This is a genomic window from Streptomyces sp. NPDC057900 (genome assembly GCF_042887885.1).
Taxonomy (GTDB): Bacteria; Actinomycetota; Actinomycetes; order Streptomycetales; family Streptomycetaceae; genus Streptomyces.
The window spans coordinates 379,590-399,409 of record NZ_JBHVOI010000005.1 but is presented as its reverse complement, the minus strand read 5'-3'; the positions used below and the strand labels follow the sequence as shown (position 1 = coordinate 399,409).

General features: G+C 69.9%; 13 protein-coding genes. 6 read left to right on the top strand and 7 right to left on the bottom strand.

Annotation, left to right across the window (positions count from 1 at the left end; all coding sequences use genetic code 11):
• Window positions 1-136 precede the first annotated feature (136 nt).
• On the bottom strand, window positions 137-3,673 hold the full coding sequence (dnaE, locus tag ACFVQ0_RS22025; RefSeq protein ID WP_390090437.1) for a DNA polymerase III subunit alpha: 3,537 nt from the start codon (window positions 3,671-3,673) through the stop codon (window positions 137-139).
• A gap of 180 nt (window positions 3,674-3,853) precedes the next feature.
• On the opposite strand from dnaE, the gene ACFVQ0_RS22020 reads away from it, so the two are divergent.
• Genes ACFVQ0_RS22020 through ACFVQ0_RS22010 form a run of 3 tightly spaced genes read left to right on the top strand, consistent with a single transcriptional unit; the run spans window position 3,854 to window position 6,835 of the window.
• The gene (locus ACFVQ0_RS22020) at window positions 3,854-5,179 is read left to right on the top strand and encodes a DUF2252 domain-containing protein (protein WP_390090435.1); all 1,326 of its coding nucleotides are present in this window, start codon (window positions 3,854-3,856) and stop codon (window positions 5,177-5,179) included.
• 60 nt (window positions 5,180-5,239) lie between these two features.
• A complete protein-coding gene (locus tag ACFVQ0_RS22015; protein ID WP_390090433.1) occupies window positions 5,240-5,971 on the top strand; it encodes a hypothetical protein in 732 nt (243 codons plus the stop codon).
• Between the two features lie 48 nt (window positions 5,972-6,019).
• Window positions 6,020-6,835: a DsbA family protein gene (locus tag ACFVQ0_RS22010; RefSeq protein WP_390090431.1), complete on the top strand. Its 816-nt coding sequence runs from the start codon at window positions 6,020-6,022 to the stop codon at window positions 6,833-6,835.
• A gap of 78 nt (window positions 6,836-6,913) precedes the next feature.
• Here ACFVQ0_RS22010 and ACFVQ0_RS22005 read toward each other — a convergent pair whose 3' ends face one another.
• The gene (locus ACFVQ0_RS22005; RefSeq protein ID WP_390090761.1) at window positions 6,914-7,492 is read right to left on the bottom strand and encodes a dienelactone hydrolase family protein; all 579 of its coding nucleotides are present in this window, start codon (window positions 7,490-7,492) and stop codon (window positions 6,914-6,916) included.
• A gap of 37 nt (window positions 7,493-7,529) precedes the next feature.
• Between ACFVQ0_RS22005 and ACFVQ0_RS22000 the strand changes: the two genes are divergently transcribed.
• Window positions 7,530-8,651 (top strand): mechanosensitive ion channel family protein, encoded by a 1,122-nt coding sequence (locus tag ACFVQ0_RS22000; RefSeq protein ID WP_390090759.1) that lies wholly within the window; start codon window positions 7,530-7,532, stop codon window positions 8,649-8,651.
• 87 nt (window positions 8,652-8,738) lie between these two features.
• On the opposite strand, the gene ACFVQ0_RS21995 is transcribed toward ACFVQ0_RS22000, so the two are convergent.
• Window positions 8,739-10,325 carry a Na+/H+ antiporter gene (locus tag ACFVQ0_RS21995; RefSeq protein ID WP_390090429.1) on the bottom strand — a complete coding sequence of 529 codons (1,587 nt, stop codon included), beginning with the start codon at window positions 10,323-10,325 and terminating at the stop codon, window positions 8,739-8,741.
• 239 nt (window positions 10,326-10,564) lie between these two features.
• Between ACFVQ0_RS21995 and ACFVQ0_RS21990 the strand changes: the two genes are divergently transcribed.
• Window positions 10,565-12,895: a hypothetical protein gene (locus ACFVQ0_RS21990; protein WP_390090427.1), complete on the top strand. Its 2,331-nt coding sequence runs from the start codon at window positions 10,565-10,567 to the stop codon at window positions 12,893-12,895.
• Window positions 12,896-12,924: 29 nt separating this feature from the next.
• On the opposite strand, the gene ACFVQ0_RS21985 is transcribed toward ACFVQ0_RS21990, so the two are convergent.
• The 4 genes from ACFVQ0_RS21985 to ACFVQ0_RS21970 are packed head-to-tail and all read right to left on the bottom strand — an operon-like array spanning window position 12,925 to window position 15,814.
• Entirely contained in the window at window positions 12,925-13,395 is a 471-nt protein-coding gene (locus ACFVQ0_RS21985) for a GNAT family N-acetyltransferase (RefSeq protein ID WP_390090425.1), read from the bottom strand.
• Window positions 13,392-14,333: an RluA family pseudouridine synthase gene (locus ACFVQ0_RS21980; protein WP_311306208.1), complete on the bottom strand. Its 942-nt coding sequence runs from the start codon at window positions 14,331-14,333 to the stop codon at window positions 13,392-13,394. Before ACFVQ0_RS21980 ends, ACFVQ0_RS21985 begins: the two co-directional genes overlap by 4 nt.
• 23 nt (window positions 14,334-14,356) lie before the next feature.
• Window positions 14,357-15,016 carry a signal peptidase II gene (gene lspA / locus ACFVQ0_RS21975; RefSeq protein WP_390090423.1) on the bottom strand — a complete coding sequence of 220 codons (660 nt, stop codon included), beginning with the start codon at window positions 15,014-15,016 and terminating at the stop codon, window positions 14,357-14,359.
• Window positions 15,017-15,073: 57 nt separating this feature from the next.
• Window positions 15,074-15,814 (bottom strand): TraR/DksA family transcriptional regulator, encoded by a 741-nt coding sequence (locus ACFVQ0_RS21970; protein ID WP_390090421.1) that lies wholly within the window; start codon window positions 15,812-15,814, stop codon window positions 15,074-15,076.
• A 575-nt stretch (window positions 15,815-16,389) separates the two neighbouring features.
• Between ACFVQ0_RS21970 and ileS the strand changes: the two genes are divergently transcribed.
• Window positions 16,390-19,539: an isoleucine--tRNA ligase gene (ileS, locus tag ACFVQ0_RS21965; RefSeq protein ID WP_390090419.1), complete on the top strand. Its 3,150-nt coding sequence runs from the start codon at window positions 16,390-16,392 to the stop codon at window positions 19,537-19,539.
• Window positions 19,540-19,820 lie beyond the last annotated feature (281 nt).

The window sequence follows — 19,820 nt, the reverse complement described above, 5'->3', positions numbered from 1 at the left end:
TGGCGCTTACCAACCCGGGGCGGTGCGCCAACACCTCCCGGCACCCCCCGGTTCCGCCCCCGGGCGGTTCGCCCGGGGGGGGGCCCCCCGTTTGCGGGGGGCGCCCCTCTCGTGCGTGTGTGCCGGGTCCGGCGGCTCAGCCGGCCAGGCAGGACGGGCCGAGCAGCACCTTCAGGTCTCCGAAGAGCGCCGGGTCGGCCTTCACCCGGTGGCGGTCGAGCCGGAGCACCGTGGTCTTGCGGGGGCCCTGGAGCCTGATCCGTACCTCGGTGTCACCGCGGTGGCTGTTGAGCACCTCGCCGAGCCGGCTGACCATGGGCGGGGTGATCTTGACCGTGGGGATGGTCAGGATCACGGGGGCGTTGGTGCCCGCGTTCGAGATGTCGGGGACCTGCATCTCCATGGCGACGAGCCGGGGCACGTCCTCCCGCTTGTCGAGCCGTCCCTTGACGAAGACGACGGTGTCCTCGACGAGCTGGGTGGAGACCAGCTGGTAGGTGGCGGGGAAGAACATGCACTCGATGGAACCGGCCAGGTCCTCGACGGTGGCGATGGCCCAGGCGTTGCCCTGCTTGGTCATCTTGCGCTGGAGGCCGGAGATGATGCCGCCCACGGTGACGATCGCGCCGTCGCTGTGCTCGCCGCCCATGAGCTGGGAGATCGCGGCGTCGGACTTGTCGCTCAGCACGTGCTCGATACCGAAGAGCGGGTGGTCGGAGACGTAGAGCCCGAGCATCTCGCGCTCCTGGGCCAGCAGATAGGACTTCTCCCACTCGATGTCGGAGAACTCCACGTCGAGCCCGAAGCCCGGCTCGTCGCTGTCCTCCTCGCCGCCGCCGAAGAGGTCGAACTGGCCCTCGGCCTCCTTGCGCTTGACCTGCACCACGTTGTCGATCATGGGTTCGTGGTGGGCGACGAGCCCCTTGCGGGTGTGGCCCATCTCGTCGAAGGCACCGGCCTTGATGAGGGACTCCACGGTCCGCTTGTTGCAGACGACCGCCTCCACCTTGTCGAGGAAGTCGGGGAAGCTGCTGTACTTCCCCTTCGTCTTGCGGCACCGGATGATCGAGTCGACGACGTTCTGGCCGACGTTGCGGATGGCCGTCAGCCCGAACAGGATGACGTCGTCACCCTGGGCGGCGAAGTTCGACTCCGACTCGTTGACGTTCGGCGGGAGCACCTTGATGCCCATGCGGCGGCACTCGTTGAGATAGACGGCGGACTTGTCCTTGTCGTCCTTGACCGAGGTGAGCAGCGCCGCCATGTACTCGGCGGGGTAGTTCGCCTTGAGGTATCCGGTCCAGTAGGTGACCAGGCCGTACGCGGAGGAGTGCGCCTTGTTGAAGGCGTATCCGGCGAACGGGACCAGCACGTCCCAGAGCGCCTTGATCGCGGCGTCGGAGAAGCCGTTCTTCTTGGCACCGGCCTCGAACAGGACGAAGTTCTTCGCCAGCTCGTCGGCCTTCTTCTTGCCCATCACGCGGCGCAGGATGTCGGCCTCGCCGAGCGAGTACCCGGCGACGATCTGGGCGGCCTTCTGGACCTGCTCCTGGTAGACGATCAGGCCGTAGGTGAGGCCGAGGACCTCCTTGAGCGGCTCCTCCAGCTCCGGGTGGATCGGGGTGATCTCCTGGCGGGCGTTCTTGCGCTCGGCGTAGTTCGTGTGCGAGTTCATGCCCATCGGGCCCGGCCGGTACAGGGCCGAGACGGCGGAGATGTCCTCGAAGTTGTCGGGCTGCATCTGGCGCAGCAGCGAACGCATCGGCCCGCCGTCGAACTGGAACACCCCGAGCGTGTCGCCCCGGCAGAGCAGCTCGTACGTCTTGGGGTCGTCCAGCGGGAGGGCCAGCATCTCCAGGTCGATGCCCTTGTTGGACTTCACCATCTTGATGGCGTCGTCCATGATCGTCAGGTTGCGCAGCCCCAGGAAGTCCATCTTGAGCAGGCCGAGCGACTCGCACTGCGGGTAGTCCCACTGCGTGATGGTGACGCCGTCGGAGTGCCGCGTCCAGAGCGGGGCGTGGTCGACGATCGGCTCGCTGGACATGATGACGCCAGCGGCGTGCACGCCCATCTGCCGGACCAGGCCCTCGACGCCCTTGGCGGTGTCGATGACCTTCTGGACGTCCGGCTCGTTCTCGTACATCCCCCGGATCTCGCCCGCCTCGCTGTAGCGCGGGTGCTTGGGGTCGGTGATGCCGTTGAGGTCGATGCCCTTGCCGAGGACGTCGGCGGGCATGGCCTTGGTGAGGCGGTCGCCCATCGCGTACGGGTAGCCGAGGACGCGGGCGGAGTCCTTGATCGCGTTCTTGGCCTTGATCTTGCCGTAGGTGCCGATCATGGCGACCTTGTCGGCGCCGTACTTCTCGGTCACGTACCTGATCACCTCGACGCGCCTGCGCTCGTCGAAGTCGATGTCGACGTCGGGCATGGAGACGCGCTCGGGGTTGAGGAACCGCTCGAAGATCAGTCCGTGCTCGATCGGGTCGAGGTCGGTGATGCCCATCGCGTACGAGACGATCGATCCGGCGGCGGAGCCACGGCCGGGGCCGACCGCGATGCCGTTGTTCTTCGCCCACATGATGAAGTCGGCGACGACCAGGAAGTACCCCGGGAACCCCATCTGGATGATGATGTCCATCTCGTACTCGACCTGCTTCTGCCGGTCGTCGGGGACGCCGTTCGGGAAACGGCGCGCCATCCCGACCCGGACCTCCTCCTGGAACCAGGTGATCTCCGTGAAGCCCTCGGGGATGTCGAACTTCGGCATCAGGTCGCGCTTCTCGAACATCCCGGTGGTGTCGATCTGCTGCGCGACCAGCAGGGTGTTGGCGCAGCCCTGCTGCCAGGCGTCCGAGGAGTCGACGGCGTACATCTCGTCCGTCGTCTTCAGGTAGTAGCCGGTGCCGTCGAAGCGGAAACGGTCCGGGTCGGAGAGGTTCTTGCCGGTCTGGATGCACAGCAGCGCGTCGTGCGCGGTCGCCTCGTTGGCGTAGGTGTAGTGCGAGTCGTTCGTGACGAGCGGCGGGATGTCCAGCTTCCGGCCGATCTCCAGGAGCCCGTCGCGGACCCGGCGCTCGATCTCGATGCCGTGGTCCATCAGCTCCAAGAAGTACTTGCCCTCGCCGAAGATGTCCTTGTAGTCGGAGGCCGCCCGCACCGCCTCGTCGAACTGCCCGAGCCGCAGCCTGGTCTGCACCTCACCGGAGGGGCAGCCGGTGGAGGCGATCAGCCCCTCCGACCACTGGGAGATCGTCTCCTTGTCCATCCGCGGCCACTTCTGCAGCCAGCCCTCGGCGTAGGCGTCGGAGGACAGCTTGAAGAGGTTGTGCAGGCCCTTGGCGTTGGACGCCCAGATCGTCTTGTGGGTGTAACCACCGGAACCGGAGACGTCGTCGCGCTTCTGGTGCGGCTGACCCCACTGGATCTTCCGCTTGTGCTTGCGCGACTCCGGGGCGACGTACGCCTCGATCCCGATGATGGGCGTCACATTGGCCTTCTGGGCCGAATGGAAGAAGTCGTAGGCGCCGTGCAGGTTGCCGTGGTCGGTCATCGCGATGTGCGACATGCCCATCGTGTTCGCCGCCTCGAACATGTCCTTGAGCCGCGCGGCACCGTCCAGCAGCGAGTACTGGGTGTGGACGTGAAGGTGCGTGAAAGGCGGCTTGGTCACGGCGCTGTGCCTCCGGGGAAACTGCGAATGTCGGCTGGGGGGACAGCGTGGAAGTCTACGTCTCCCGGGTCACGAGTGACGGGCACTCCGCGATACGGTCGCGCGTTGAAAGGGCGAGGACGCCCGTCCCATTTGTCATGTACGTCGTCACGCACGCCAGGTACCAGGAGGCACCCAGAGATGTCGGAAACGCAGACCGGCGCAGCGCAGCGCGGGGAGCAGATCCTAGAGGTTTTCGACACCGCCTTCGGTGAGCTGCTGGCCGCCGATCCGGCCGCCTTCCGGGTCAAGTTCCGCAAGATGGCGGGCTCGGCCTTCGCCTTCTACCGGGGTACGGCGTGCCTGTTCTACGGCGATCTGGAGCGGGAGCGGCACGGCGGCCCGTATCTCGACGAGCGCACCGGCCGGGTGTGGATCCACGGCGATCTGCACGCGGAGAATTTCGGCACGTACATGGACGCCAACGGCCGGCTGGTCTTCAACGTCAACGACTTCGACGAGGCCTATGTGGGCCCGTTCACCTGGGACCTCAAGCGCTTCGCCGCGTCCGTCGCCCTGATCGGCTACGCGAAGGCGCTGAGCGACGAGCAGATCACCGAGCTCGTCCGGGTCTACGCGGCGGCCTACCGGGAGCGGATCCACGCGCTGGCGACGGGCGCGAAGAATGACGAGGTGCCGCCCTTCACGCTCGACACGGCGGAGGGCCCGCTGCTGGGCGCGCTGCGTGACGCCCGTGCGCTGACCCGGTTCTCGCTGCTCGACTCGATGACCGAGATCCGTGACTTCGAGCGCAGATTCGCGGACGGCGGCGGCGCGATCGACCTGGACGCGGCGACGCGCTACAAGGTGCTCGCCGCGTTCGACGGCTATCTGGAGACGCTGCCGGAGTCGAGCCTGACCCGGCCCGACTCCTACCGGGTCAAGGACGTCGTCGGCAGGCGCGGGATCGGCATCGGATCGGCCGGGCTGCCCTCGTACAACATCCTTCTGGAGGGCAACAGCGACGCCCTGGAGAACGATGTGGTGATCTACCTCAAGCAGGCGCAGACCCCCGCGGTCTCCCGGCACATCACGGACGCCTCCGTGCGGGAGTACTTCCAGCACGAGGGGCACCGCACGGTCATCTCGCAGCGTGCCCTCCAGGCGCACGCCGACCCGTGGCTGGGCTGGACCGAGCTGGACGGCGCGGGACAGCTGGTCGCGGAGGTCTCGCCGTACGCGGTCGATCTGGACTGGTCCGACATCGACGAGCCGGACGAGATCGCGGCGGTGGTGGCCGACCTCGGCCGGGCGACGGCGACGATGCACTCCGCGGCGGACGACGAGAGCGGCCACTCCCTGGTGCCGTTCTCCACCGAGCGGGCGATCGACGCGGCGATCGCGGCGGACGAGGAGGGCTTCGGGGACCTGCTGGTGGACTTCGCCCACAGCTACGGCGCACGGGCGCGCGCCGATCACCAGATCTTCGTGGACCTGTTCCGCAACGGCCGGATCCCGGGGTTGTGAGGACAGGAGGTCCGCGGCTTTAGGGCTCGCTTACAGGTTCGCATGCGACACTCCTCGACGATGGACATATCCGGGACGCAGCTCAGGCTCGTACGCGCGGCGCTCTTCACAGCGCTCGTCGTGACGCTGTCGGCTGCGTCCCACGTGCTGCTCTCCCAGGTCCCGCTGCCCCTGCCGCTCCTGGCGGTGCTGGCCGGCGGGGTCTTCGCCGTCGCGTACGCGCTGGCCGGCCGGGAGCGCGGCTTCGGGGCGATCGCCGGGCTGCTGGTGCCGCTGGAGCTGGCCGCCGACACCGTCTTCACCACCGGTCAGCACCTCTGTTACGGCGCCGCGGGCGGCCCGATCACCGGCCCGCTGCGTTCGGTGGGCGTCGATGTGTTCTGCGGCGGCGGTGACGTCGGCGCGGGCGCGACGGCGTTCGCCGGGGTCGGCGGGGTGGGCACCCCGCTCGCCTCCGTGGCCGGTTCCGGGCACGGCGCCGCCGCGCTGCTCGCCTCCCCCGGGCCCCTGGTGCCATGGCTGCTGCTGGCCGCCCATGTCACCGTCGGGCTGCTCGCCGCGGCCTGGCTGCACCGCGGTGAGCTGGCGCTCGCCGGGCTGCTGGGCGCGTTCGCGCTACTGGCGTTCCGGCCGCTGCTGGTCGCGGTCGCCGTGGCGGGTACGGCCCGTCACCGGGTACGCCGTCCGGTCCGGCCGGCGCCGCGTGGCCCGCACGCGCACGCACCGGCCCGCCTCCTCGTGCACTCCGTGGGACGGAGGGGACCGCCGCGCTCGGCCTGCGCCACCGCCTGAGCAGGAGTCCCCGACCACGCACGACCACGTACCCCACGGAGAACAGACATGAGCAACCGCAACAGCCAGGCCAACAAGTCCGCCGCCCGCGAGCGGCTGCGCGCCGAGCGCGAGCGCCAGGCCAAGAAGGACAAGACCCGCCGGCAGGTCGTCGTAGGCGTCTCGATCGTCGCCGTCCTCGCGATCGCCGCGGGCGTCAGCTACGGCGTGATGCAGCTGAACAAGCCGGACCACTGGGACGACGTGGCCGACGCGAAGAACGTCTCCGTGCCGAAGAACACCTCGGGCAAGGACGGCACGACCGTCGTCGTCGGCAAGTCGACCGCCAAGAAGACCCTGGAGCTGTACGAGGACTCCCGCTGCCCGATCTGCGCCACGTTCGAGCAGACGGTCGGTGAGACCGTCCACAAGGACGTCGACGCCGGCAAGTACAAGATCAAGTACGTCGGTGCCACGTTCATCGACAACAGCGACAACGGCGAGGGCTCGAAGAACGCGCTGAGCGCGCTGGGCGCCGCCCTCGACGTGAGCCCCGAGGCCTTCCTCGACTACAAGTACGCGCTCTACTCGGCGAAGTACCACCCCTCGGAGACCGAGGACAAGTTCAAGGACGACTCGTACCTGCTCAAGATCGCCGACACGGTGGACGCGCTGAAGGGCAACAGCGGGTTCGAGAAGAACGTCAAGGACGGCAAGTTCGACACCTGGGCGATGAAGATGTCCGCCACCTTCGACAAGAGCGGCGTCCAGGGCACCCCGACGCTGAAGATGGACGGCAAGACGCTGACCGGCTCCGACAACAAGAACGCGCCGATGAGCGTGGCGGACTTCAACACCGCGATCACCGCGGCGCTGAAGGGCTGACCCACCCCGCGATCCGCACCACGATCAGCATCACCGAAGGGCCCCGCGCGGAACACCGCGCGGGGCCCTTCGGGGTGTTCACAGCGTGGCGAGGAAACCGATCCCGACCTTCCAGGCCAGCTCGGCGGAGGCCTGGTCGAAGTCCGGCAGCTCGGCGTCGGTGAACAGGTGCCCCGCGCCGGGGTAGCGGTAGATCTCGACGTCGGCCCCGGTCCGCCGCATCTGGAGGTACCAGGAGTTCAGCCAGTCGTGCGTCTCGTACGGGTCCGGGTCCGCGACATGCAGCTGTACCGGCAGCTCGTCCACCGAGGCGCTCTCCGCGATGTCCGACGTACCGTGGAACATCAGCAGCCCGCGCGCCTTCGCGTCCCCGAGCGCCAGCGTCTGGGCGACGGACGCGCCGAACGAGAAGCCGGCGTACACCAGCCCGGAGTCGGAGTAGGGCGCGGCGGCCAGCACAGCCCGCTTGAGCAGCTCCTCCTTGCCCGTCTCCTGCTGGAAGGCCAGTCCTTCCTCGACGGTTTCGAAGGTGTGCCCCGCGAAGATATCGGGAACGCGCACCTCGTGCCCGGCTGCACGCAGCCGGTCGGCGGCCGCGTGCACCGAGGGGCGCAGACCGTACGTCGAGTGGAAAAGCATGATGTTCATGAGGCCTATGGTGCCATTTACCGTCGAAAGCTTGGAGAACGACAGGATGGAGGACCTCCTGCGTCCGCTGATCACCATCGGCGGTTCGGTAGCGATCGCACTGCTGGTCGGCTGGCTGGTGGACCTGCTGCTCAGACGGGCCGACGGGCGCCATCACGAGACCCCGTTGTGGGGTCTGCTGCGGCGCTGCGGCATACCGTTCCAGCTCACGTTGTGCACCGCGCTGCTGCGAGCCGGCTACACCCACACCGGGCTCGACCTGATCACCGACCACCGCAAGGGCATCGGCCAGGCGCTGACGCTGGTGATGATCGGCGCCTCCGCCTGGCTGGTGCTGCGCATCGCCATCGCGGTGGTGGACTCGGTGTACGCGCGCTACGCGGCGAACACCCAGGACCCGGCGCGGGTGCGGCGGGTCCGGACGCAGGTCACGCTGATCCAGCGGGTGGTCACCGCGATCGTGACGACGATCGCGGTCGCCGCGATGCTGCTGACGTTCCCCGCCATGCGCACGGTCGGAACCTCGATGCTGGCCTCTGCCGGTGTGCTCGGCATCGTCGCGGGTGTCGCCGCCCAGTCCACGCTCGGCAACCTCTTCGCGGGTCTCCAGATCGCCTTCGGCGACATGGTGCGGATCGGGGACACGGTGGTGGTGGACGACGAGTGGGGCACGATCGAGGAGATCACGCTGACCTTCCTCGCGGTACGGACCTGGGACGAGCGGCGGATCACCATGCCGGTCTCGTACTTCACCAGCCAGCCCTTCGAGAACTGGTCGCGCGGCGGGGCCCAGATGACCGGTTCGGTCTTCTTCCACCTGGACCACTCGGCGCCGGTCGCCGCGATGCGGGAGCAGCTGCGGGACATCCTGGGCGAGTGCGCCGCGTGGGACGGCCGGAACTGGTCGCTGGCCGTCACCGACACCACCCCGTCGACCGTCGTGGTGCGCGCGGTGGTCACGGCCAAGGACGCGGACGACATCTGGACGGTGCGCTGCGCGGTCCGGGAGCAGCTGATCGGCTGGCTGCGCGATCACCATCCGTACGCCCTGCCGCGCGTCGCGACGGCGCCCGCGGCGCTGCCGCCGGAGGACGGGTGGCCGGTCAGCACCCACCCGAACGGAAAGCAGGCGGCCCGGGACAGGGCGCCCCGCACCGGACGCGGCTGACCGGGGCGGCTGACCGGACGCCGCTGACCGGGCCCGTCCGGGTCGCGGGTCAGCGGGTCAGGGCGTCAGCAGGTCGGGGCGCGCGGGTCAGCGCAGGCTGCGTACGTCCAGCTGTCGCAGCACCCGGTCGACGATCTCGGGGTCGGCCCCGGCCTCGCTGCGTGCGGCCAGCACCGCGTGGCGGGCGGCCGACATCATCTCGCGCTGGATGCGGCTGACGGCCTTGAACCGCTCGGCGCGTTTCGCGTACGCCTCGCGGCGCTCGTCGTCGACCATGTCGGGGCTGATCCGGGCCCCCACGTCGTAGGCGAGGCGCTGGAGCCGTTCCACGACGTCCTCGGGGAACTCCTCAACTTCCTGGATCTCCTTGAGCCGCTGTTTGGCGGCCCTGGCGGCCCGGATCGCGAGGTCCTTCTCCAGTGCCTCCTCGGCGTCGGTGTCCGCCTTGACCCGCAGCTTGCGCACCAGCCACGGGAGGGTCAGGCCCTGGAAGACCAGGGTCACCATGATCACGGCGAAGGCGATGAAGACGATCTCGTCGCGGCCCGGGAACGGCTTTCCGTCGTCCGTCTTCAGCGGGATCGCGAGGGCCAGCGCGACCGACGCCACCCCGCGCATCCCGGCCCACCACATGACGACGGTCTCCCGCCAGCCGGTGGGGATCTCCTCGCTGACGTCGCGGCGGGTGTGCAGCCGCTTGGCCAGCCAGGTCGCGGGGAGCAGATAGAGCAGCCGGACACCGACGACGACCGCGACGACGGCCAGCGCCCAGCCGGCCATCTCCAGTTCGCGCCCGTCGGCCGTGCCGAAGACATTGTGCAGTTCGAGGCCGATCAGTCCGAAGGCGACGCCGGTGACGAGGGTGTCGACGATCTCCCAGAAGGTGCGGCCGGTGAGCCGGCCGAGCACGTCGTCGGCGTCGGCGGTGTGCTCGGCGAGGAAGAGCGCGGTGGTGAGGACGGCGAGGACGCCCGAGCCCATCAGCTCCTCCGCGAGCACGTAACTGACGAAGGGCACCAGCAGGGTGAGTCCGACCTGGAGCGTCGCATCGCCCAGCAGACCCATGAGTTTGATGGTGAGCCAGCCGAGCGCGACGCCCACCGCCACCGCGACGACAGCGGACAGGATCAGCAGCCCGAACGCCTCCGGGAGCGAGAAGGTGCCGCTCACCGCGGCCGCGATCGCCACGTGGTAGAGCACGATCGCGGTCACGTCGTTGAACAGCCCCTCGCCCTCCAGGATGGAGACGAGCCTGCGGGGCAGCCCGACCGAACCGGCGACGGCGGTCGCCGCGACCGGGTCGGGCGGTGCGACGAGCGCGCCGAGCGCGACGGCGCCGGCGATGGGCAGCCCGGGGACGATCGCGTTGGCGACCGCGGCCACGGCCGCCGTCGTCAGGAAGACCAGCGCCACGGCCAGCAGAAAGATCGGTCGTTTATTGGCGGCGAACTGCCGCCAGGAAGTGCGCTGCACAGAGGCGTAGAGCAGCGGCGGAAGCAGCGCCGGAAGAATGATCTCGGGCGGGATGTCCACATTCGGCACGAAGCTGAGAAAGGCCATCCCGACGCCCGCGAGCGTCATCAGCACCGGCGCGGGCAGCCCCAGCTTGTCCCCCAGTGGCACGGTCACCACCGCTCCGAGCAACAGCAGGAGCAACAGGGCCATTTGGTCCACGAGGTGCCTTCCGAGCGCGGCGAACCGGCCTCGGTGATCGGCCGATACGGGGTTCCAGCCTGCCATGCAAGGCCCGCAATCCCGGCAACACCCCCTCCGCGCAGCCCTCCTGACCGATCATTCCTCCGATGTTTCTGCTGTCAGCCCCCTTCCGCCGCTCTCTGCGGGAGGGCAGTATGCGGCGTGCGTATTCAGGGACGAGAACTCTCACCACATACATGACTGGCAGGAGAGACCACGTGACCGCGTTCTCCCGAAGGCATTTCGTCGGCACGGCCGCAGCCGGCACCTCCGCGTTCTGGCTCGCCGGCTCCCCCACCGGATGGGCGGCGGCCACCTCCGCGCCCACCGGCCGGCCCGGCCCCGGAGCCCACGAGGAAACCGTCCACGAGAAGACCGCCCGGGACGCCGCCATGACCTGGCGCACCCTCCCCACCGGCTGGCAGGAGGCCCCGTTCCTCGCCAACGGCTACCTCGGCGCCCAGCTCTACGCGGGTGGGTCCGCCAACACCCTGAAGCTGATGATCAACCACAGCCAGGTGCAGGACCAGCGCGGCCAGTGGCGCGGCGGCATCGGCTTCTCCCGGCTGCCCATCGGGTACTTCACCCTGACCCTGGCCGGGGAGATCACCGGGGTCGACTGGACCCTGGACCCGTACGACGCCGAGCTGCGCGGCACCGTCACCACCACCCGTGGCTCCCTGGCCTTCTCCGCCCTCGTCCAGAACGACACGAGCGCCCTACTGGTCTCCACCCGGCCCAGCCCCGGCGAGGAGGTCTCGGCCTGGTCCTTCCAGTGGCTGCCGGCCGCCACCACCCGCAACAGCGGGAAACCGGAGGACTACACGCCCAACCCGGACCCCCGGACCGGCGACGGCTTCGTCGAACAGCCGCTGCTCGCGGGCGGCGGCTGGACCACCGCATGGCGCGAGCGGCGCGAGGGCACGGGCCGGCTGCTCGCCGCCCACCTGGTGTACCGCTTCCCCGGCCAGGTGTCGCGGGCGACGGCCGACGCGCTGCGGGCCGTGGACCGCACCCTGGCCACGGAACCGGACCAGCTGGTGGACCGTCACCGCCGCTGGTGGCACGCCTATTACCGGCGCAGCTTCCTCTCCGTACCGGACAAGCGGCTGCAGAGCTTCTACATCCTCCAGCTCTACAAGCTCGCCGCCTCGACCAGGGCCGGGGGGCCGACGATCTCCGAGTGGGGCCCCTGGTTCCCCGAGGTCGGCAACAACTGGACGGCCGTCTGGTGGAATCTCAACGTCCAGATCGGCATGGCCCCGGTCCACGGTTCCAACCATCCCGAACTCGACTCGGTGACCAGCACGTTCCGCCGCTTCGAGGACAACCTCCCGGCCTCCGTCCCGGCCGCGTACCGCGACGGCCAGAGCTACGCGCTGGGCCACCCCTCCGACTGGCAGCTGCGCGCGGGCGACACGTACGACGTCGGCGCCCCCGGCTCGGACCACGTCTCCGACAACTTCGGCAACCTCATCTGGGCGCTGCGCAACGTCTGGCAGTCCTACCGGCACTCGATGGACCTGTCCGTCCTGCGTGACGTCGTGCACCCGGTCCTCGCCAAGGCCGTCAACTTCTACGCGCACTTCCTGCACGAGGGCCCGGACGGCAGGCTGCACCTGCTGGAGACCCGCTCCCCCGAGTACGCCAACGCCGAGGACTGCACCTACGACCTCTCGCTCATCCGCTGGGGCGTACGCACCCTCATCGCGTCCACGAAGCTGCTGCGGAACAACGACCCCCGGCTCGCGCGCTGGCAGGACATCGAGCGCCGCCTCACCCCTTACGCCGAGGACCCGGCGGCCGGTGTGATGATCGGCAAGGGCGTCCCGCTGGCCGATTCGCACCGCCACCACTCGCACCTGCTCTGGCTGTACCCGCTGCGGGAACGGAGCTGGGACCGGGCCGGGGACCGCGACCTCATGCGGCGCTCCACGGACCACTGGGTCTCGATGCGGGAGCTGTGGCACGGCTACAGCTACGCGACCGCGTCCTCGATGTACTCGGTGATGGACGAGCCGGAGAAGGCGCTCGACTTCCTGACCTTCTTCACCGATCTGAAGGTGGTCGCGGACTGTGGGATGACCGTCAACACGATGTACCGGGAGGGCAAGAACCTGGCCCTGGAGAGCCCGCTGTCCGCCGCACAGTCGATGCTCGACATGGTGGTGCAGGGACACGAGGGCGTCGTGAAGGTCTTCCCGTCCGTCTCGGAGCGCTGGGCCGACGCGTCGTTCGCGTCCCTGCGCACCCAGGGCGCCTTCCTCGTGGACGCCGACCGCTCGGGCGGTGCCACGCGCTGGGTACGGGTGCGCAGCGAGGCGGGCGCCCCACTCACCCTGGACCACTCGGTCCGGGGGCCGGTCGAGGTGCGGGACGGCCGCGGCCGCCCGCTGCGCTGGCACGAGAGCGGGCCGGGCCGGATCACGATCGACCTGCCGCGCGGCTCCACCGCGCTGATCACCCCGAGGGGCGCCCACCGGGGCCCGACGGACCCGCGCGACGTGCCGTCGAACGGGGCGTGGACGAAATGGGGCCTGCCGGGCTGACCTGAGCCGGTGGCGGGCGGCCGGGGGCTCTAGTCGTTCAGCGTGCGGCGCATCGCCCGGTGCGCGATGCCCGCGTCCGGGAACTCGGGGCCGTAGGCGACGTAGCCGAGCCGCTCGTAGAAGCCGAGCGCGTGGGTCTGGGCGTGCAGGTCGACGGCGGCCAGGCCCAACTCACGGCCGGCGTCCTCGATGGCCCGCACCAGCGCCGCGCCGACCCCGAGGCCGCGCGCCCCGCTGGTCACCGCGAGCCGGCCGAGCGAGCCGACCGTGAGGTCACCGCCGGTCTTCGCCTCGGTGCCGGGGCCGTGCAGCAGCCGCCCGGTGCCGAGCGCCGTGCCGTCCGCCGCGACGGCGATGACGTGCACCGCGTCCGCGTCGTAGGCGTCGTACTCGATCTCCTCCGGCACGTTCTGCTCACCGACGAAGACGTCCTTGCGGACCTGGAAGCAGGCGGCGCGGTCCTGCTCCCCGACGGCGGTCCTGGTGGTGTAGGAGATCATTCGCTCTCCGCCGCGATCCGGTCCAGGGCCTGCTGGAGGTCGTCCGGGTAGGTGCTGGAGAACTCCACCCAGCGGCCGTCGGAGGGGTGCTCGAAGCCGAGCCGGACGGCGTGCAGCCACTGCCGGGTCAGGCCGAGGCGCTTGGCCATCGTCGGGTCGGCGCCGTAGGTCAGGTCACCGACGCAGGGGTGGCGGTGGGCGGACATGTGCACCCGGATCTGGTGCGTACGGCCGGTCTCCAGCTTGATGTCCAGGAGGCTGGCGGCGCGGTACGCCTCGATCAGGTCGTAGTGCGTGACCGACGGCTTGCCCTCCGCGACGACCGCCCACTTGTAGTCGTGGTTGGGGTGGCGCCCGATGGGGGCGTCGATGGTGCCGCTCATCGGGTCCGGGTGCCCCTGGACCAGCGCGTGGTACTTCTTCTCGACGACCCGGTCGCGGAACTGGGCCTTCAGCAGCGTGTAGGCCCGCTCGGACTTGGCGACGACCATCAGCCCCGAGGTCCCGACGTCGAGCCGGTGCACGATGCCCTGGCGCTCCGCGGCGCCCGAGGTGGAGATCCGGTACCCGGCGGCGGCGAGGCCGCCGATCACGGTGGTGCCGGTCCAGCCGGGGCTGGGGTGCGCGGCGACACCGACCGGCTTCATGATCACGACGATGTCGTCGTCGTCGTGGACGATCTCCATGCCCTCGACGGGCTCGGCGACGATCTGGACCGGTGCGGGAGCCTGCGGCATCTCCACTTCCAGCCAGGCGCCACCGTGCACCCGCTCGGACTTCCCGGCCACCGAACCGTCCACCTGTACCTTCCCGGCGGCGGCCAGCTCTGCGGCCTTGGTGCGGGAGAAACCGAACATGCGGGAAATGGCGGCGTCGACACGCTCGCCTTCCAGGCCATCGGGTACGGGCAGGGTTCGGATCTCGGGATGCGTACTCACCTGTCGAGTATGCCTTGCATGGCTCAGTCCTTGTGCACGGTGCCGTCGGGGTCCAGGCCCCTGAAGGAAAGGATCACGATCAGGATGCCGCCGCAGACGATCGCGGAGTCGGCCAGGTTGAAGACGGCGAAGTGGGCGGGGGCGATGAAGTCCACCACCGCGCCCTGGAAGGTGCCCGGCGCACGGAAGATTCGGTCGGTGAGGTTGCCCAGCGCACCGCCGAGCAGCAGCCCGAGCGCGATGGCCCACGGCAGGCTGTAGAGCTTGCGCGCCAGCCGTGCGATCACCACGATGACGGTCGCCGCGATGATCGTGAAGATGATCGTGAAGGCCTCACCGATACCGAACGCGGCGCCCGCGTTGCGGATCGCGTCGAGCCTGAGCCAGCTCCCGAAGATCTCGACCGGCTCCTGGTGCTCCAGCTTCGCCACCACGAGCATCTTGCTGCCCAGGTCGAGCAGGTACGCCAGGACGGCGACGCAGAAGAGCAGGATGATCCGGCGACGCCGGGTCGCCGCCGAACGGTCGACCACCGCCTCGCCGTCCCCGTCCCGCGCGGCGGCGGGGTCCACCGAACGCCCGTCCGGGGACCCGGCACCCTCGCCCCGGTCCGGCTCGGCTCCTTCGTGTCCCTCAGCCTCAGGGATGTCCGGCGTACCGATGATGCTCTCCGCCTCTGCCACGTGAGTCCCTCAACCTAGTTCCCGACTGAGGACGAGGGTACGACACGGCGGCGGGGATCAGCCTCGTCGCTCCTGCTTCTGTTTGTCCTCGACACACAGGGTGGCCCGGGGGAACGCCTGCATCCGCGCCTTGCCGATCGGGTTGCCGCAGATCTCGCAGAGCCCGTACGTCCCGGCGTCGAGCCGGGCCAGCGCCCGCTCGGTCTGCTCCAGCGTCTCCTGGGCGTGCGCGGCCAGCGACATCTCGTGCTCGCGGGTGATGTTCTTGGTGCCGGTGTCCGCCTCGTCGTCACCCGCCCCGTCACCGGAGTCCCGCATCAGCCCGGCCAGTGCCGCACCCGAGGTCTCCAGCTCGCTGCGGAGCCGGGCGATCTCGCCGGTCAGCTCGGACCGGGCGGCCGCGACCTCCTCCGGCGTCCAGGGGTCCTCGCCCGGCCGTACGGCCAGCTCCCCCGGTGCGGTCGCGGCGGCGCGGGCCGGGGGCACGGGCGCCGTGCTCCGACCGGCGGTCCGGGTCCTGGCCGCGCTCTTCTTGGCTACCACCGTGTGAGCTCCCGTCTGCTCGGCGGCCTCGGCCGCCCCCGTGGCCGCAGCGGCGGCCTTCTTCGAAGCCTTCTCGGCCGAGGTCCTCGCGGCCGCGGCCTTCTTCGGAGCGGCCTTCTTCGCCGCCGCCTTCTTGGTCGCCGTCTTCCTCGGCGCCGCCTTCTTGGCGGCCTTCTTCGTCGCCTTCTCCTCGGCCGCCGCGCCCGTGGATTCCGCTGACGCCGTCTTCTTTGCGGCGGTCTTCTTCGCCACCATGGCCGCGGCCCCTTCACACATTGTGATCTTGCTCGCGTGTCGTGCTGGGACGATAAGTCGACCCCAGCCCCGCGGCAACGGGGCACGCCGCCGGTTCGCCCCTCCCCGTCTCCGGACGACAGCCCACCTGAGTCCGTTGTGCCCAGCTCCCCGCCGGGTAATCCGCCCTCGCTCCGCTCGCCGGGCGGCGCCGGTACTCCGTACGCCGCGTCTGGCCATTCGGGTCACTCCGGGGCCGGCCGTTAAACCGGTCGGCCCCCGCACCCCGGGCCCCGTACACTGGCGGCAGCGAGAGGCGTGGATGGGACGAGTAGCGTCGTACGCAGCCAGGAGCGACCCGGGGACGGTGGAAGCCCGGGGGCGAGCGCGTCGTGAAGATCACCCGGAGCCGTCGGAGGAAAGCTTTGGACCGTGGGCCGCGCCCACGCGCACAGGGCGAGTAGAACCGGCTTCGCACCCCTAATGAGGGGGCCACGGGCAGCCGTCCGGGGCCAAGGAGGGTGGTACCGCGGGGACCCGACCGGTTCTCGTCCCTCCGACGGAAGTGGAAAACGTCCGCCGGAGGAAGCCCGCACATGACATCGCCGCAGTACCGCCAGGTACCCGCCCAGGTAGACCTGCCCGCGCTGGAGCACGCCGTGCTCGACTTCTGGCGCGAGAACAAGGTCTTCACCAAGAGCCTCGACCAGTCCGAGGGCCGCCCCGAGTGGGTCTTCTACGAGGGCCCGCCGACCGCCAACGGCATGCCCGGCGCCCACCACATCGAGGCCCGCGTCTTCAAGGACGTCTTCCCGCGCTTCCGTACCATGCAGGGCTACCACGTCGGCCGCAAGGCCGGCTGGGACTGCCACGGCCTGCCGGTCGAGCTCGCGGTCGAGAAGGAGCTGGGCTTCAACGGCAAGAAGGACATCGAGGCGTACGGCATCGCCGAGTTCAACGCCAAGTGCCGTGAGTCCGTCACCCGGCACACCGACGCCTTCACCGAGCTGACGACCCGGATGGGCTACTGGGTCGACCTCGACGACGCCTACCGCACGATGGACCCCGAGTACGTCGAGTCGGTCTGGTGGTCGCTGAAGGAGATCTTCAACAAGGACCTGCTGGTCCAGGACCACCGCGTCGCCCCCTGGTGCCCGCGCTGCGGCACCGGCCTCTCCGACCACGAGCTGGCCCAGGGCTACGAGACGGTCGTCGACCCCTCCGTCTTCGTCCGCTTCCCCCTCACCTCCGGGCCGCTGGCCGGCGACGCGGCCCTGCTGGTCTGGACGACGACCCCCTGGACCCTGGTCTCCAACACGGCTGTCGCCGCGCACCCCGAGGTCGAGTACGTCGTCGCGACGAACGGCGAGGAGAAGCTCGTCGTCGCCCGCCCGCTCGTCGAGAAGGCGCTCGGCGAGGGCTGGGAGCTCACCGGCCAGTCGTTCACCGGCCGCGAGATGGAGCGCTGGACGTACGAGCGCCCGTTCGCCCTGATCGACTTCCCGGCCGAGGCGCACTACATCGTCAACGCCGAGTACGTGACGACCGAGGACGGTACGGGTCTGGTCCACCAGTCCCCCGCCTTCGGCGCCGAGGACCTCCTGGTCTGCAAGGCGTACGGCCTCCCGGTGGTCAACCCGGTGCGGCCCGACGGCACCTTCGAGGAGGACGTGCCGCTGGTCGGCGGCGTCTTCTTCAAGAAGGCCGACGAGGCGCTCACCGAGGACCTCGCAGACCGCGGCCTGCTCTTCCGGCACGTCCCGTACGAGCACAGCTACCCGCACTGCTGGCGCTGCCACACCGCGCTGCTCTACTACGCGCAGCCGTCCTGGTACATCCGCACGACGGCCGTCAAGGACCGCCTGCTGGAGGAGAACGAGAAGACCAACTGGTTCCCCGACTCGGTCAAGAACGGCCGCTACGGCGACTGGCTGAACAACAACATCGACTGGGCGCTGTCCCGCAACCGCTACTGGGGCACCCCGCTGCCGATCTGGCGCTGCGAGGACGACCACCTCACCGTCATCGGCTCGCGCGCCGAGCTGAGCGAGCTGACCGGCACCGACCTCTCCGGTCTCGACCCGCACCGGCCGTTCATCGACGAGATCACGTTCACCTGCTCGCACGAGAGCTGCCAGCTGGAGGCGTACCGCGTCCCCGAGGTCATCGACGCCTGGTACGACTCGGGCTCGATGCCGTTCGCGCAGTGGGGCTACCCGCACAAGAACAAGGAGATCTTCGAGAGCCGCTACCCGGCACAGTTCATCTCGGAGGCCATCGACCAGACACGCGGCTGGTTCTACACCCTGATGGCGATCGGCACCCTGGTCTTCGACAAGTCCTCCTACGAGAACGTGGTCTGCCTGGGCCACATCCTCGCCGAGGACGGCCGCAAGATGTCCAAGCACCTGGGCAACACCCTCGAACCGGTCCCGCTGATGGACCAGCACGGCGCCGACGCCGTGCGCTGGTTCATGGCGGCCGGCGGCTCCCCGTGGGCGGCGCGGCGCGTCGGTCACGGCACGATCCAGGAGGTCGTCCGCAAGACGCTCCTGACGTACTGGAACACGGTCGCCTTCCAGGCGCTGTACGCCCGTACGTCGAACTGGGCGCCGTCCGGGGCCGATCCGGCACCGGCCGACCGCACGGTCCTGGACCGCTGGCTGCTGAGCGAGCTGAACGCCCTGGTGGACCAGGTCACCCAGGCGCTGGAGGGCTACGACACCCAGCGGGCCGGAAAGCTGCTCTCGGGGTTCGTGGACGATCTGTCCAACTGGTACGTGCGCCGCTCCCGCCGCCGCTTCTGGCAGGGCGACAAGTCGGCGCTGCGCACCCTGCACGAGGTCATCGAGACGGTCACCCGGCTGATGGCCCCGCTGACCCCGTTCATCACCGAGCGGGTCTGGCAGGACCTGATCGTGCCGGTCACCCCGGACGCCCCGGAGTCGGTCCACCTCTCCGACTGGCCGAAGGCAGACCTGACGGCGATCGACCCCGAACTCTCGACGCAGATGGCGCTGGTGCGCCGGCTGGTCGAGCTGGGCCGGGCGACGCGTGCCGAGTCCGGTGTCAAGACCCGTCAGCCGCTGTCCCGTGCCCTGGTCGCGGCCTCGGGCTTCGAGAGCCTCTCCCCCGCGTTGCGGGCCCAGATCACCGAGGAGCTGAACGTCTCCTCCGTGGCCTCCCTGTCCGAGGTCGGGGGGTCGCTGGTCGACACGACGGCGAAGGCCAACTTCCGGGCGCTGGGCAAGCGGTTCGGCAAGGGCGTCCAGGCGGTGGCCAAGGCCGTCGCGAACGCCGACGCCGCCGCGCTGTCGCTGGCCCTGCGCGAGGGCACGGCCTCGGTCGAGGTCGACGGCGAGACGGTGTCGCTGGCCCCGGACGAGGTGATCATCACCGAGACCCCGCGCGAGGGCTGGTCGGTCGCGTCCGACTCGGGCGCCACGGTCGCCCTCGACCTGGAGATCACCCCGGAGCTGCGGCGGGCGGGCCTGGCCCGTGACGCGATCCGCCTCATCCAGGAGGCCCGCAAGAACAGCGGCCTGGACGTGGCGGACCGCATCGCCGTCCGCTGGACGTCCACATCACCCGCGACGGCCGAGGCGCTGGCCGAGCACGCGTCCCTGATCGCGGACGAGGTCCTCGCCCTGGACTACGCGCAGGGCGAGGCGGACGCGGCGTACGGCGAGCCGTTCGAGGACGAGGGCCTGTCCCTGACGTTCCGCCTCCGCAGGACGGAGCGCTAGCCACACAGCGCATGGGGCCCGGCCGGACACATTCCGGCCGGGCCCCTTGTCGTTCCCCTACCCGCCCCTTCCCGAACCTGGGGCTCCGCCCCAGCCCCCGCGCCTCAAACGCCGGCGAGGCTGGACATCTCAAGCCCCTCCGGCGATTGAGGAGCGGGGGTCCGGGGGCAGAGCCCCCGGGAGCAGGGGACGCCACGCCCATGGCAAAGGGCCGGGCCCCGGGGAAACCCCGGGGCCCGGCCCTTTGCCTGCCGACGGCTACGCGCTCAGCGAGCGCGAAC

Excerpts from the sequence above, each read along its gene's own strand:
- ACFVQ0_RS21970 (WP_390090421.1), bottom strand. The coding sequence starts at position 15,814 with ATGGTGGCGAAGAAGACCGCCGCAAAGAAGACGGCGTCAGCGGAATCC.
- ACFVQ0_RS21985 (WP_390090425.1), bottom strand. The coding sequence starts at position 13,395 with ATGATCTCCTACACCACCAGGACCGCCGTCGGGGAGCAGGACCGCGCC.
- ACFVQ0_RS22000 (WP_390090759.1), top strand. The coding sequence starts at position 7,530 with ATGGAGGACCTCCTGCGTCCGCTGATCACCATCGGCGGTTCGGTAGCG.
- ACFVQ0_RS22015 (WP_390090433.1), top strand. The coding sequence starts at position 5,240 with ATGGACATATCCGGGACGCAGCTCAGGCTCGTACGCGCGGCGCTCTTC.
- ileS (WP_390090419.1), top strand. The coding sequence starts at position 16,390 with ATGACATCGCCGCAGTACCGCCAGGTACCCGCCCAGGTAGACCTGCCC.
- ACFVQ0_RS22010 (WP_390090431.1), top strand. The coding sequence starts at position 6,020 with ATGAGCAACCGCAACAGCCAGGCCAACAAGTCCGCCGCCCGCGAGCGG.
- ACFVQ0_RS22020 (WP_390090435.1), top strand. The coding sequence starts at position 3,854 with ATGTCGGAAACGCAGACCGGCGCAGCGCAGCGCGGGGAGCAGATCCTA.